13 protein-coding genes are annotated in these 15,316 nt (G+C 38.7%); 5 read left to right on the top strand and 8 right to left on the bottom strand.

Translation table 11 applies throughout. The features are described from left to right. Nucleotides 1–38: 38 nt before the first annotated feature. The 6 genes from aroB to JEP71_RS11405 form a co-directional block, all read right to left on the bottom strand. Nucleotides 39–1,133 (bottom strand): 3-dehydroquinate synthase, encoded by a 1,095-nt coding sequence (gene aroB / locus JEP71_RS11380; RefSeq protein ID WP_198620162.1) that lies wholly within the window; start codon nucleotides 1,131–1,133, stop codon nucleotides 39–41. Nucleotides 1,134–1,187: 54 nt separating this feature from the next. Continuing rightward, on the bottom strand, nucleotides 1,188–1,709 hold the full coding sequence (gene aroK / locus JEP71_RS11385; RefSeq protein ID WP_129586866.1) for a shikimate kinase AroK: 522 nt from the start codon (nucleotides 1,707–1,709) through the stop codon (nucleotides 1,188–1,190). Nucleotides 1,710–2,288: 579 nt separating this feature from the next. After that, nucleotides 2,289–3,392, bottom strand: a complete 1,104-nt coding sequence (pilQ, locus tag JEP71_RS11390) for a type IV pilus secretin PilQ (protein ID WP_198620161.1) — start codon at nucleotides 3,390–3,392, stop codon at nucleotides 2,289–2,291. After that, entirely contained in the window at nucleotides 3,389–3,919 is a 531-nt protein-coding gene (locus JEP71_RS11395) for a hypothetical protein (protein ID WP_198626254.1), read from the bottom strand. Before JEP71_RS11395 ends, pilQ begins: the two co-directional genes overlap by 4 nt. Beyond that, a complete protein-coding gene (locus tag JEP71_RS11400; RefSeq protein WP_198626255.1) occupies nucleotides 3,916–4,485 on the bottom strand; it encodes a fimbrial assembly protein in 570 nt (189 codons plus the stop codon). The genes JEP71_RS11395 and JEP71_RS11400 overlap by 4 nt, the downstream gene beginning before the upstream one ends. Then, nucleotides 4,473–5,297 carry a hypothetical protein gene (locus JEP71_RS11405; RefSeq protein ID WP_198626256.1) on the bottom strand — a complete coding sequence of 275 codons (825 nt, stop codon included), beginning with the start codon at nucleotides 5,295–5,297 and terminating at the stop codon, nucleotides 4,473–4,475. Before JEP71_RS11405 ends, JEP71_RS11400 begins: the two co-directional genes overlap by 13 nt. A gap of 115 nt (nucleotides 5,298–5,412) precedes the next feature. Here JEP71_RS11405 and mrcA point away from each other — a divergent pair, with 115 nt between their 5' ends. After that, on the top strand, nucleotides 5,413–7,947 hold the full coding sequence (mrcA, locus tag JEP71_RS11410) for a peptidoglycan glycosyltransferase/peptidoglycan DD-transpeptidase MrcA (protein WP_109374166.1): 2,535 nt from the start codon (nucleotides 5,413–5,415) through the stop codon (nucleotides 7,945–7,947). A 51-nt stretch (nucleotides 7,948–7,998) separates the two neighbouring features. On the opposite strand, the gene nudE is transcribed toward mrcA, so the two are convergent. Next, the gene (nudE, locus tag JEP71_RS11415; RefSeq protein ID WP_109374167.1) at nucleotides 7,999–8,547 is read right to left on the bottom strand and encodes an ADP compounds hydrolase NudE; all 549 of its coding nucleotides are present in this window, start codon (nucleotides 8,545–8,547) and stop codon (nucleotides 7,999–8,001) included. A 353-nt stretch (nucleotides 8,548–8,900) separates the two neighbouring features. Between nudE and umoB the strand changes: the two genes are divergently transcribed. From umoB to pckA, 4 genes are all read left to right on the top strand, one after another. After that, entirely contained in the window at nucleotides 8,901–11,009 is a 2,109-nt protein-coding gene (gene umoB / locus JEP71_RS11420) for a flagellar biogenesis regulator UmoB (RefSeq protein WP_109374168.1), read from the top strand. A gap of 71 nt (nucleotides 11,010–11,080) precedes the next feature. Further along, complete coding sequence (hslR, locus tag JEP71_RS11425; RefSeq protein ID WP_100158535.1) at nucleotides 11,081–11,494, top strand: ribosome-associated heat shock protein Hsp15; 414 nt, start codon at nucleotides 11,081–11,083, stop codon at nucleotides 11,492–11,494. A gap of 26 nt (nucleotides 11,495–11,520) precedes the next feature. Continuing rightward, on the top strand, nucleotides 11,521–12,405 hold the full coding sequence (gene hslO / locus JEP71_RS11430; protein ID WP_198626257.1) for an Hsp33 family molecular chaperone HslO: 885 nt from the start codon (nucleotides 11,521–11,523) through the stop codon (nucleotides 12,403–12,405). A 204-nt stretch (nucleotides 12,406–12,609) separates the two neighbouring features. Continuing rightward, nucleotides 12,610–14,229, top strand: a complete 1,620-nt coding sequence (gene pckA, locus JEP71_RS11435) for a phosphoenolpyruvate carboxykinase (ATP) (protein WP_198626258.1) — start codon at nucleotides 12,610–12,612, stop codon at nucleotides 14,227–14,229. A gap of 172 nt (nucleotides 14,230–14,401) precedes the next feature. Here the strand turns inward: pckA and JEP71_RS11440 are convergent, their stop codons facing one another. Further along, a complete protein-coding gene (locus JEP71_RS11440) occupies nucleotides 14,402–15,103 on the bottom strand; it encodes a pirin family protein (protein ID WP_109374170.1) in 702 nt (233 codons plus the stop codon). Nucleotides 15,104–15,316 lie beyond the last annotated feature (213 nt).

A 15,316-nucleotide genomic window follows, 5' to 3' on the forward strand; every position in this document is an offset into this window, starting at 1 on the left:
GAATATTCTAGTTTATTGCTTGTCAGGTAATGGGGAGCTTAATTTGCATTAATGCAAGATGTTATCGCTTTGTGGACTTGTTCGCGAGTAATATCGGCACGTAATTCGGATTGACCGATACCTTTTGGTAAAACAAGGTGTAATTTGCCACCAGATACTTTTTTATCTCTCATCATATGAGGTAAATAGTCATCAGGTGTCATTTCAATAGGACCATTGATGGGGAGATTGGCTCTCTCAAGCAATTGAATAACACGTTGAGTCTCTTCTTCAGTGAATTGACCAAGTGCTTGAGATGTTCTTGCCGCCATTACCATACCTGCGGCAACGGCTTCACCATGCAACCAAACACCATATCCCATATGGGCTTCAATGGCATGTCCATAGGTATGGCCAAGGTTGAGTAGTGCGCGTAAGCCACTTGTTTCTTTTTCATCAGCAGCAACGACGTCAGCTTTTAGCTCACAGCAACGACGGATACAAAATGCCATGGCTTTAGGATCAAGAGCCAAGAGTTTATCAATATTATTTTCAAGCCAGATAAAAAAGTCTTTATCTAAAATGATGCCATATTTAATAACTTCAGCTAAACCCGATGAAAGTTCACGAGGCGGTAATGTGGCAAGACAATCGAGATCGATAACAACAGAAGCGGGCTGATAAAACGCACCAATCATATTTTTGCCAAGAGGATGATTAACTGCGGTTTTTCCACCAACAGAAGAATCGACTTGTGACAATAGTGTTGTTGGTACTTGGATAAAGCGAACGCCACGTTGATAGCTTGCTGCGGCAAAACCAGTTAGATCACCAATAACACCACCGCCTAATGCGATAAGTGTTGTATCTCGATTGTGATTTTTTTCTAATAATGCAGTAAAGACATCATTCATGATTTCAAGCGATTTGTATTGTTCGCCATCAGGCAAAATTACGCTATCAACCAAAACACCCTGTTTTTTTAAGGTGTCCGTTACCTTTTCTAAATAGAGTGGAGCAAGTGTCACGTTTGTGACTATCATAACTTGCTGCCCTGATTTTAAAGGTAAAAAGGTATCTTCTTGATGAAAAAGGCCAGAAGCAATGGTAATGGGATAGCTTCTTTCACCTAATGTGACAGTGATTTTTTCCATAACAGTGGCCTTCTTTTTATTGTCTTTACTTAACCTTATAAATAGCTGAATTTATTAGTTTTGTTCTAATAATTCAATTATTTGATTGGCTACAATTTTTGCACTCTGATCATCAGTATGAATAGTGATGTCAGCAATTTCTTCATAAAGAGGATTACGTTCTTCAGCTAATGTCTCTAAGACATCGCGCACAGGTTCAACACCTTGCAATAAAGGACGTTTTTTATCACGTTGGGTACGCGCGAGCTGCTTTTCGATGTTGGTTTCTAAATAAACAACCACACCGCGTGCAGATAATCTGTTACGGGTTTCTCGCGATATCACCGAACCACCACCTGTTGCTAACACAATGCCTTGCTTTTCAGTGAGTTCGTTGATTATTTTTTCTTCTCGTTGACGGAAGCCTTCTTCGCCTTCAACATCAAATACCCAACCTACATCTGCACCTGTACGCCGCTCAATTTCCTGATCGGAATCATAAAACTCCATACTAAGTTGTTGAGCTAACTGACGACCAATAGTGCTTTTGCCGGCACCCATAGGCCCAACCAGAAAGATATTACGTTTCTCTGCCATGTTTTTGGTATTACTAAGATATTCGTTAATGATAACCCGCCCCGCCAAATTCATTCAGCGACGGGACCTAAACTGAAATTTATGAGTGTTTATCTAATTCACACCTGATAACATTTGTTATCTACTCTCATAATAAGACTGAGTTCTTTCAGTAGATCGCTATAAAATAACCACATGCTGTCATAAGCGACAACATAGGATAAAAATCCCTTTGCCCACAGTACATAACAAAAACTACTAAAAAAGTAATTATCTTTGTTGGCAACGCGGAGATTCTAACACAATTTAGTCGGAAAACCGCATCTGATAATATTGTCTTTTTCGTCATCAATCGATCAATATTACATATAAAAAGCCCTACCTCCAAGAATAGAGGAAGTGCATAAAATGTATCCGTATTTTTATTGTGATGTTTCAGGCTCACTCAAATTAGCTAACCCTTGTAAGCTAAATCGTCCTCATCGTCAAATCTATAAATACTGATTATAAGAAAAAACAATGAATAACTCTCAGTTTAACTCTAGTGAAAAACATGTAATGCTTTGTATTTTATAATAAAAATATTTATCACATAAAAAATTATATTAATTTGGGTGTAATAAAAATAACCAATTCATGGCGACTGTGTTGATCTCTTTTATGACTGAAAAGTACGCCTAGTAATGGAATAGAGGATAAGAAGGGGATCTTTGCTGTGTGTTCTTGTTGCTTTTGCTGAAATATACCTCCCAACATAATGGTTTCTCCATCGCGAATAGTCACTTCTGTGCTGATCTCTTGTTTATCAATAGAAAGATGTTCACTTCCGCCTTGAACAAGTGCAATACCTGGTGTGTTTTGACTAATTTTAAGTATTAACCTTATCTTTTTATTTCTTTGAATAATGGGCGTTACTTCCATACCCAAGACGGCTTCTTTAAATTGTACTCGTGTGATTTCATTATCTCGACTGACATAGGGGATCTCCGTTCCTTGTTTGATGGAGGCTGTTTTTTCATGAGCGGTTGTTAGCCGCGGACTGGCAATAATAGATAACTGTTTCTCTTGTTCTAACGCACTTAATTCAAGCTCTAATAGGCGTCCATTAATTCTAGCAATATTAAATGCAATATAGTGAAGAGGGTTTTTGGTGTTTTGATGGAGTGATAATGCAGAAAGTGAAGGCGTTGATAGCGCCGAATTAAGCGAGGAGGTTGTTGAAATAGCATTAGGTATTGTAGATGCGGCTTCGGTTTGTGTTTTTAATGCTTGTAATCCCCATTGAGTACCTAATTCATTTAGAGCATCCTGACTGCTACTCACAATATGTGCGGTGATATGAACTTGTTGTTGTGGGGTGTCCCGTAATTTTAGCCAATCCCCAATTTCAGATAGTGTTTTACTATTATCAACTATTGAAAGACTATTCGCTTCTCTATCAATAATAACTCGCCCCTGCTGACTTAGTAATGGAATAGTGTGATCACTTAGTTGTTCACCTAGTCTCTCAGCATCAGCATAATTTAAAGGATAAAGTTGGTGATGTAATTCTTCAGGTTGTTCTGTAGTAGATGTTCGCTCTTCAATAAAGGTAGATGATATCTTTTCATCATCGCTATTCTCAGGAAAGAAGGGGTCTCGAGTGTGAGCCCAAATGGTGGTTGTCATCATATATAATATGACGATTAAAATTCCTATCTTCATGATATATCACCCTGTATTGCATTAGGATAACTTAGCTCTGTAAAACTCATTTGTACTGAAATTAGGTGGGGTTTTATTGGAACAATATTCAGAGAGATCAGCGCTAAACTTGTTTGACTGAGGTATTCCAATAGTGTTAAAAACTGTGGGTAAGACAAAGTAAAAGTGAGTTTATATAAAGAGTTAGGCGTGTTTTCCCAAATCTCTGGTATAAAATGATAAGTCATTAGTAAGCGTTGTAATTGCTCACTAACCGGTGGGTTATCGAATGGAATGTCATAATCTATTTGTTGTGTGATTAGTGAATTAATAGATGGCATTGTGTCTAATGTGCTTTGATAGTGATTAATACGCTTTAGTCTTTGTGCTATTTCTAGGTGTTGTTGGGCTATCTCTTGCTGGTAGTCCGTGTAGATAAAGAGGTAATAAAATAGCAGGGTAATAAAAGGTATCATTAAGCTCAGTAAAGTGAGTTTCCACTTAGGTAGAAACGCAATAAGTAACAACCATTGTGCATTTATTTTCATTGGCTTCCCTCATCTTCTTCATTCCATCGCTCTTGTTCTTCTGATTTTCCGTTTAAATGCACTTCTGTGTAAGACGGATCAGTTTTGTTTTGTTGTAAATAACTCAACGTTAAAGAGGCTAAAACAGAGTGACTTTTAAGGTTGGTAATAAAGGAGAGTGATTGTGTATTGGGGAGTGTGAGATGCAGTGAGCGTTGATTATCTGCCTCACCATAGTGGCTAATCCAACCAGTTGAGGGAAGATGGGTTTCGATAGCTCGAAAGAAGCGAATGTAATGTAAATAGCGCAACCAGTTTTGATAATAGAGTGAATAGTGCTGATAGTGTAAAAGTGTTTGTTTTTTCTGTGTTTGATATATATCGACCTGTTTTAGTAATAAATCTTCTTGTTGCTGAGTTTGGCGTTGTTGATCTGTTATGAGTGATCGTTTTTGTGCCAAATGGTAGGTGTAATAGCTACAAATAACGAAAGTGATCGTGACCAATGATAGCGTTTGAGAAAGCCATAACAATGCTTTTTGTCTAAATAAGCTGTGGCGCCAAGGTAGGTAATTTACTTGATACATAGCACCTCTTCAGGGCGTAATGCCAAACCTAATGCAACAAATGGAATGAGATCTTTATCTGACGTTGTTTTAAATAAGTTGAGGGAAAGATTGGGCCAAAGAGGCATCAACTGGCTAAAATATTCTTCATTATCACCCGTTAAATAACACTGTTTTAATGGCCAATGGTATTTTTCTATTAACTGATAAATACAAGCTTGTTGCTCTTGTTGGTTTTCATAGGTGAGAGTGCCGTAATGGGGCATATTTTCATCAGATGATACCCAAAGTAGCGTTTTGTTTTTACAGTACAAAAGGGGATTCTGAGGTGAGATGCCGAGGTAAGTTGCTAAATAGCGTAGTGCACACGCTGGGGTATCAATCGCAGTTATTGTTAAGTTTATTCGAGAAAATAAGTCAATATACTTATCTAAAATCGTTTTATGGCACAGGTGAATAGCGAGTTTCCCCTTATTTTGCCGATAATCAAAATTAACAGGGATTTTCGTATTTTGTGTGTAAGATGTGGCTCGTAGTTGCGCCAACCGATAACATGCTGCTGATGTAAGGGAAACTGCATGAGGCAGTGGGATAATTTGATAGTTTTCATAAATATCCGGTAGAGAAAGCGTAACATTATTAATAGAAGGTAATTTTTTACGCCAACCCATTAGGATTTTTCTTAATTTTATATCATTTAAATCGTCATTAAGAGGTAAAGGGAATTGCCAAAATGCACTGATCTTCCATTGTTTATTCTGCTGAAATACCAAAACTGCATTGATATGATGAGTGTTAATTTCAATACCAATCTGGTAATTGTGTGTTTCCATAAATGATATCCATATCTATTGATGAGTAATTGCCTATTTTCAAAGAGGCGTTACCTTTATACTACGCACTGTTTGTTTATAAACCGCCCAATTCACACTACATGGGAAATTTAAGGTGAAGTTCTTAAAATATTTTTTCATCTTCGTTTTTGCTTGCATAATTTTGGGAGCAGCCTCGATATACGGTATGTATAAGTATGTTGAGCCTCAGTTACCCGATGTCGCGACATTAAAAGATGTTCGTTTACAAACCCCTATGCAGGTATTTAGTGCAGACGGAGAGTTGATTGCGCAATACGGCGAGAAACGTCGTTTACCGCTAACATTGGAGGAGATGCCTCCTCAACTTATTAATGCTTTTATCGCAACAGAAGATACGCGTTTTCGTGAACACCACGGTATTGACCCTATTGGGATCTCGCGTGCTGTTGTAGTGGCATTAACATCAGGACAAGCCTCCCAAGGCGCTAGTACCATTACGCAACAATTAGCTCGAAATTTCTTTTTAACGCCTGAAAAGAAATTAATGCGCAAAATAAAAGAAGCCTTTTTGGCGATCCGCATTGAGAAAGAGCTCACTAAAGATGAAATTTTAGCGCTGTATTTAAATAAAATTTATCTGGGTAATCGTGCTTATGGTGTGGGTGCTGCCGCTTATGTTTACTTTGGTAAAAGTGTTCACGATCTGAGCCTTAATGAAATGGCTGTGATTGCTGGCTTACCTAAAGCACCTTCTACACTTAACCCACTTTATTCTTATGATCGTGCCTTAAAACGTCGTAATATCGTTTTACAGCGTATGTATGAAGAGAACTATATCACTCGCGCACAATATGAAAGTGCAAGAGCAGAGCCTATTGTTGCGAAATACCACGCACCTCAAATTGATTTCTCAGCACCTTATCTAACCGAAATGGTGCGTATGGAGATGTACGAGCGTTATGGTGAAAATGCCTACACTGATGGCTATAAAATTTACACCACTGTGGTTCGTAAAGATCAATTAGCGGCAGAAAAAGCCTTGCGTGATAATGTTATCGACTACGACATGCGTCATGGTTACCGTGGTGCTCAAGAAGTTTTGTGGAGTGAAGGGCAAACACCATGGGATAACGAAGCTATCAACAAGAAATTAAAAGGGATCCAAACTTATGGCCCTTTAATTCCAGCTGTTGTGTTATCTGCTGATGCGAAAGAAGCCAAAGTCATTTTAAAAACGGGCGACAACATTACGCTAGATTTAAAAGCGGTTCGTTGGGCACGTAAATTTATTTCTGACACCTCTCAAGGCGCAACACCAACAAAAGTTGATGCCGTTGTGCATGTTGGTGAGCAAATTTGGGTACGTCAAAATAACGAAAAAAGTTGGGTGCTAGCGCAACTTCCGGGTGTTAATGCGGCATTTGTTGCATTAGATCCTATCAATGGAGGGATTATTGCGCTTGTTGGTGGTTTTGATTTTGAGATCAGTAAATTTAACCGAGTTTCTCAATCTTTACGCCAAGTCGGTTCAAACATTAAACCTTTCTTATATGCTGCTGCATTAGATAAAGGATTGACGTTATCGACACTGCTTAATGATTTACCTATTAGCCGCTGGGATGCTGGTGCAGGAACAGATTGGCGCCCTAAAAACTCACCGCCAACTTATGCCGGCCCTATTCGTTTACGTCAAGGTTTAGGCCAGTCTAAAAACGTGGTGATGGTACGTGCAATGCGCGCGATGGGCGTGGATTATGCTGCTGATTATCTATTACGTTTTGGTTTCCCTAATCAAAATATCGATAGAACAGAATCTTTAGCATTAGGATCACCATCATTTACACCAATGCAAATGGTACGAGGATTTGCTGTTATGGCAAACGGCGGATATCTCATTGAGCCTTACTATATCCAACGTATTGAAAATGCTGATGGTGAAGAGCTGTTTACTGCAAAACCAAAGATAGCTTGCCCGGATTGTACTGATATCCCTGTTATTTACGGCGATACCATGCGTTCTATTGCGTTATCTGATGACTATATGGAAAACGTTGCTCAATCTAATAAATCTCAGCCAGCAGCTGCTACGCCTGAAATTGAATTAGAACAAGCACCGTTAGCTGAAACTGTAAAAGAAAGCCCTTATGCACCACACGTTATCAGCACACCACTGGCTTACTTAATGCATGATGCATTAAGGACAAACCTTGTGGGTGAACCGGGATGGTCTGGTACAGGTTGGCGTGCTGTTCGTGATCTTAAACGCCAAGATATTGGTGGTAAGACCGGAACAACAAACAGTTCTAAAGATGCATGGTTCTCTGGATATGGTGCCAATATTGTTGCCACAGCTTGGATTGGCTTTGATGACAGTAGCCGCAATTTAGGTCGAACTGCCGCGAGTGGTGGTGAAGCGGGTGCTAAAACAGCGCAACCTATTTGGAATGACTTTATGAAAGTGGCTCTGGATGGTGTCCCTGTTAATATGATGCCTGTGCCAAAAGGTGTTGTGGCTGTTCAAATTGATAGAAGAACAGGAAAATTGGCAGGTGATGGCCCTTCAATGAAAGAATATTTTATTGATGGGACTCAACCGACAGAAAGGGCAAAAAATGAAGTAGGAACACAGATTTTTGAGGATAATGGCGAATCTAACGAGTTATTCTAATTAATCGAAAATAAAAACCGGATGTTAAAGTCCGGTTTTTTATTTATCTATTTATTTTTGTAATAGATAGCGGTGAGCTAAGAAGAGAGCACTGACACTACGAGCTTCTGTAAAATCTGGGTGGTCGAGTAAATCCATCATTTTGGCGATAGGCCAACGTATTTGGATTAGTGGCTCAGGCTCATCACCTTCGAGTTGCTCTGGATAAAGGTCATGCGCAATGACAATGTTCATTTTGCTAGAAAAGTAAGATGGCGCCATAGAAAGCTTTGCGAGTTCTATTAATGAGTGGGCACCATAACCAATTTCTTCTTTTAGTTCGCGGTTTGCGGCTTGTAGGGCATTTTCACCAGGATCAATGGCGCCTTTGGGAAAACCAAAGTCGTAATTTTCGATACCTACGGCGTATTCACGAATAAGAATAAGATTGTCATCAATAATAGGAACAATCATAACAGCTTCACGATTAGCGGGTTTCATTCGCTCATAAGTGCGCTTTTCTCCGTTGCTAAACTCCAGATTAACGGATTGGATCTGAAATAATCGAGAACGGGCGATGTTATCAATGTTTAATATATTGGGTTTTTTTAGTTCTTTCATAACAGTCCCTGGCAGAATAGAGATTAACCTGAATTTAACACATTAATGACAAAATAAATCTAACAATTAGATTTAGCTTTTAAAGGAAAATTGAGTACACTCCGCTATCAAATCTAGTTATTTATTGATTTTTTGAGAATATTATTATTTATTGATTCGCTATTTTACCCGAAGATAGCATTGTTAGCGGATATAAACTTGATTATAGATATAAATTATAACGCGACTGCAAAAATATAATCTATTGTATTTAAATAAAAAATAGAACAAAAGAATAGGAATTGCCTTATGTTAGGCAGGGTTTTAAATTTGTTATTGTTACTACGCAGCATCAGTATAAGCATGGGGAAAAAATGAGATTATCAGTCATTATATTGGCTATCTTGATGATAAGCCTATTTATAATGGCCGCCTTTCTATTCTTTAAAAGAAGGCGGCTTGATGGCTCACATCATCTCCCATCTCTCGCTAAACCTACTTATCGCAAGCTCACTTCTGATGACTATGGGCTTATTAGTGATTATTTATCTTATTTTGGTACATCAAACTTCTCTTCTGGCTATTCATTACAAAACTTCCCCGAAATGCCAATTAAAGGCGAAGTCGTTACTACATTAAGAAATATCGTTAATCGCTTCGCAGGTTCTAGTGAAGGATTAAATCATTGGCGTTACTATATTGATGCTGTAGAAATTCATATTCCCCCGCTGCTCGTTCCTTATCTTCAGCAAGAAAACGTTCTTGATGTTGTCTGTACCCCTTCGATCCCCATCGTTGTTGGTGTGAATGGACATTTCTTAAAAGATGAAAAAATTCATTTTTCTGCGCTAAGTTTAAAACAGCTGTCTGAACCGATATTGGCAAATGGTTCATCAACTATCCAAAAGAACGAAGGTGATGCGGCTCACTTATTACAAATCCGAGAAGAAACTAACGAAGAATATCGATTACATAACTCATCTGGTTTTTGGGATGGCTCTTTTATTTGTATAGGGCTTACGTTGTGTCTAACAGCCTTAATGATGCCTCAAGTTTTTCTTCCTTGGATCCTAGCGACTGGTGGTGCTTTTCTTGCTGTTGGTATTTTTCTGATCCACAACCCTTTAATCAAACCACGTAAACAAGAAATCCACTGTTTTAAAGGGCGCTTAAAGCGCTGGGGGCTTTTTGGTAATTTTGATCATGGGCAGGTAAAAAATGTTTCTTTAGGGGGGATTGATCTTGTTTACCCGCCTCATTGGGAGCCTTATATCCAAAACGATATTGATAAGGTGACCTATTTAGAAATGTATCCAAACCATCATGTTGTAAAACAAGGAAATTACCTTTCATTACATGATGAAGAGAAAAATTATCCTTATAAACGATATATTAAAAATATTATTTTCGTTTTTTGGAGTTTGTTTATTATTGGAATGTTGTATCTTTATCAGCCACTTTCTCTTTCTATGAAACTCAGCTTTTCATGGCTTAAAGATACTGAACCTCATTTAGTCACCAACTTTACCGAGTTGGAAACAACCGATTTGCATGTCGGAGATATTATTCAAGCTAAAGGGGTTGGGATGTGCTACATGCCACCTAATTTATCAAGTAAGAATAATAAAACGATTTTTGCACCTTTTGATTGCTCAGGGATTTATTGGAATAACAGTAATCCAATGCCAATGCCTGAATCGAGCACGATAGAAAAAGCTGCCGCTTTATTGCATATGGTTGAAGAGCAATTACACCCTGTTTCTAATAACAGAGTTAACCCAAGTTTAGGCCAAGCGATTACTAAATCTGGGATGAACTTGTTAGATAATTTTGATGGCATTGTGTTGAAAACACAGGATTTATGTCCACGAGAAAATGAATGTATTCGGCTAAAAATGGCGCTAGTTAACTTAAGTAACGTCAATGATTGGACTGCATTAGTTCAACGAGCTGAAAGTGGAAAATTAACCGGAACTAATGTTTTATTGCGTGCAGTGAGTGCTGAGGCCTTGGAAAAGCTTATCGACACCACCACATCTTCTTTTATCTACCGAGAAATAGATAAAGCCGCAATACTGTTAAACAGTCCTCCACCAGGTGGTGTGCTGTTAATCAGTGATGAGAGAAAACAACTTGTTGATTACGCTTCAAGTTCAAATTCGGTATTTGAACCGACCCCGTTAGAACAGTGGCGAGAACTACAACGTTTATCTGATATTTTATTACACACGCCTTTTGATACCGGAGGTGTCATAACAGGCATGGTTATCGATGCAAATGGCACGTTACAGATATTTTTACATAGCCTGCCAGACTCGATGACAATGTTATATTACATCGGTAATACGTTATTATTGTTTCTTGCTATCGGGTTCTTAATATTGAACCTATTTCTTATCATCCGGCGCCGGCGACAAAATAACCAACGCATGAATAAAATCAGTCTCTATTATGAGCACTGTTTTTATCGCCCTCCTCAGTAAGTCCCTTGTTGTGGAAGGCTATGTGTTTACACTATCGCCTTCGTAAAGAAGTTGAAGTTAAGGAGAAAGGGATGAGTCAACCATCACAAGAAAGTGGTGTCCGCTTAGATAAATGGCTTTGGGCCGCTCGTTTTTATAAAACGCGTGCCATTGCTCGCACAATGATTGAAGGTGGTAAAGTCCATTACAACGGTGTGAGAGGCAAGCCAAGTAAAATCGTTGAAGAAGGCGCAGAAATACGCCTACGACAAGGTAATGATGAACGGACGGTAACCATTCTCATGGTGAGTGCACAGCGACAAGGTGCTACACAAGCGCAGACACTCTATTGTGAAACACCAGAGAGTATTGCTAAAAGAGAAAAAATTGCTCTAGCAAGAAAAATGAATGCGTTAACAATGCCTCATCCTGAGCGTCGCCCTGATAAAAAGGAAAGACGCACCTTACTTCGCTTCAAACAGACAAATTTACAAGAATCGGATTAACCGATTCCCTGAAATGAGAGAAAGTTATGTCTAAAAAAGACGCTTTATCACGTTTTTTATTTGAAAAAAACGCGGTACGTGGTGAATTGGTCAATGTGACTGAAACCTATCAATCAATGCTTGAAAATCACCATTATCCTGAGCCAGTTCAATGCCTTTTGGGTGATTTGTTGGTGGCAACGAGTTTGTTAACAGCAACGCTTAAATTTGAAGGAGATATTACAGTTCAAATACAAGGCGATGGTCCAGTACGATTGGCGGTTATTAATGGCAACAATAATCAACAAATGCGTGGTGTTGCGCGTGTAGGTGATGATGTTAAGGCTGGAAGTACATTAAAAGAGATGATCGGTAATGGTTTTATGGTCATCACGGTAACGCCTGAAAAAGGTGAACGTTATCAAGGTATTGTTGCTCTTGATGGTGAAACTATTGAAGCATGTATTGATAACTACTTTAAGCAATCAGAACAGTTACCTACACGCGTATTTATTCGTAGTGGTATGCAAGCGGGCAAACCAGCCGCAGCGGGTATGCTATTACAAGTATTGCCTGCATCAGAAGAGTTCACAGCAGAACATACTGCTGAACATTTTGAATTGCTCACACAGTTAACGCACACAATTAAAGCTGAAGAGCTATTTACGCTAGATACTAAAGAGATCTTACATCGCTTATATCACGAGGAAGATGTCACTCTTTATGATCCTCAACCTGTTGAATTTCATTGCACTTGTTCACGTGAACGCTGTGAAAATACATTAGTAACATTGTCGAAAGAAGATGTAACTCACCTGTTGCAAGAACAGGGAAATATTGATATGGAATGTGAATATTGTGGAACTCATTATATCTTCAATGAGAATGATATTAATAATATCAATAAGTTGAACGACTCTGAATTGCACTGATTCGATTTAGCAAGTCAGTTTTATCAAAAGGACGCCATTTTGCGTCCTTTTTTATTCAACAATTTTTCTGTAGTTTTGTGCATTAGCTCTCGTTCTTAACATAAAAAAATTATAAATTTTCAAAATATTGATAACAATCGCTGTTAATTACTCGTAACACCTTAATATTATTCGTAGAAAGGTCTATTTATCAGGAGCGAAACTATGAGCGTTAAAGGTCTTACCCCTAAGGATCTCCAGCAGTACGGTATTAAGGACACGAGTGAAATCATTTATAACCCAAGTTATGAACTGTTATTTAATGAAGAAACCAAGCCTGGATTAACAGGTTACGAGCGAGGTACACAAACCTCGTTAGGCGCTATTGCCGTTGATACAGGTATATTTACTGGACGTTCTCCGAAAGATAAATACATTGTTCGTGATGATGTTACTCGTGACACCGTATGGTGGGCTGATCAGGGTAAAGGTAAGAACGATAATAAGCCACTTTCACAAGAAGTGTGGACTGACTTAAAATCATTAGTAACCAATCAGCTATCAGGCAAACGTTTGTTTGTTGTCGATGCATTTTGTGGTGCGAATGCGGATACACGTTTGAAAGTTCGTTTTATCACAGAAGTTGCTTGGCAAGCGCATTTTGTTAAAAATATGTTTATTCGTCCTGAACAAGAAGAGCTGGAGAATTTCACACCAGACTTCATTGTGATGAACGGAGCGAAATGTACAAATCCAAATTGGAAGGCGCAAGGTCTGAATTCAGAAAACTTCGTTGCTTTCAATTTAACTGAACGCATTCAGTTAATTGGTGGTACTTGGTACGGTGGCGAGATGAAGAAAGGTATGTTCTCTATGATGAACTACTTCCTTCCTCTTAAAGGCATAGCTTCTATGCACTGCTCCGCAAACGTTGGCGAAAGTGGTGATGTTGCTATTTTCTTTGGTCTATCAGGCACAGGTAAAACAACCCTTTCAACCGATCCTAAGCGCAAGCTAATTGGTGATGATGAACATGGCTGGGATGATGACGGTGTGTTTAACTTTGAAGGCGGTTGTTATGCGAAAACAATCCACTTATCAAAAGAAGCCGAACCTGATATCTATGGTGCAATTAAACGTGATGCACTGTTAGAAAACGTGGTTGTGTTATCTGATGGCTCTGTTGATTTCGACGATGGTTCGAAAACAGAAAATACTCGTGTTTCTTACCCTATTTATCATATTGATAATATCGTTAAACCCGTTTCCAAAGCAGGTCACGCTAAGAAAGTTATTTTCTTAACAGCGGATGCTTTTGGTGTGTTACCTCCTGTTTCACGTTTAACACCAGAACAGACGCAATACCACTTTTTATCAGGTTTCACCGCTAAACTTGCGGGAACTGAACGTGGTGTGACTGAGCCAACGCCAACATTCTCGGCTTGTTTTGGTGCGGCATTCTTATCTCTGCACCCAACACAATACGCTGAAGTATTGGTAAAACGTATGCAAGCATCAGGTGCTAAAGCCTACTTGGTTAATACAGGTTGGAACGGTACAGGTAAGCGTATCTCTATTAAAGATACACGCGCTATTATTGATGCCATCTTAAATGGTGATATTGATAAAGCACCAATGAAAACACTGCCAGTATTTGATTTAGAGATCCCAACCGCACTGCCAGGCGTTAACAGTGAAATATTAGATCCTCGAGATACTTATGCTGATAAAACGCAATGGGATACCAAAGCAGACGATCTTGCCGATCGCTTTGTGAAAAACTTTGATAAGTATACGGACACCCCAGCGGGTCAAGCGTTGACTAAAGTTGGGCCAAAACGTTAATTTTTATTAGCATGAATAAAAACACCAAACTCATAGGATGTTTGGTGTTTTTTATTTGAGATCTTTGAGATAAAAAAAATCCCTGAAATGCGAGAAGATTTCAGGGAATAGAAAGAAAATAAAGTGAAATTGTTTATTAGAGAAAAAGTGACTTTAGAGGGTGATAACCCAACTATGCTGTTACTGGAGGTAAATCAAACAGTAAAATTTCACTGTCCTCATCACCAACGAAACGGATCATATCTTCATTTGCGATAGCCACACCATCACTGGTGGTCGCAATTATGTCATTAATCGTTATTTTGCCTTTCACAACTTGTAGCCAAACATTGCGTCCTGTTTCAGCTTGATATTGTGCTTCTTCACCTTTTTTCAGGTTCCAGCGCCATAACGTCATATCTTGAAAGACTTTTAAAGAGCCATCACGGGCATCTGGCGATAAGATAAGCTGTTTGCTCACTGTTGTATCAAAACGACGTTGATCGTAACGTGGTGTGATACCGACGGTGTTTGGCATAATCCAAATTTGGTAAAAATGCAGTCCTTTATCACTATTTGGATTATATTCTGAGTGAGTAATACCTGTACCTGCACTCATTATTTGAAACTCACCTGCGGGAACATTTTCTTTATTACCCATGCTGTCTTTATGCTCGATATTACCTTCAAGCACATAGGTTAAAATTTCCATGTCTTTATGTGGGTGAGTACCAAAACCTTCACCGGGTATTACGCGATCTTCATTAATCACTCGTAGTGCAGAAAATCCCATAAAATCACGATCGTAGTAATTTGCGAAAGAGAAGGTATGCCAGCTATCTAGCCAACCATGATTAGCGTGTCCTCTTTCATTTGCTTTGCGTAGATAAATCATAATGTGTTTCCTTCTCTGAAGTTGTTGAACACAGTTTACTCAATAGCGCAAAGTAAAAAAGCGGAGGAATTTAACCTGAAGATCCAAATAATTTGAATAAGAGAAAACAAAAACATCGAATAAGTTCTAGAAAAGAAAAAGCCAGCACCCGGCTGGCTAAAATAAAACACTGGAAGCAATGTGAGCAATGTCGTTCTTTCATATGACCCTGAA

Source organism: Proteus sp. PR00224, assembly GCF_016238105.1.
GTDB lineage: Bacteria > Pseudomonadota > Gammaproteobacteria > Enterobacterales > Enterobacteriaceae > Proteus.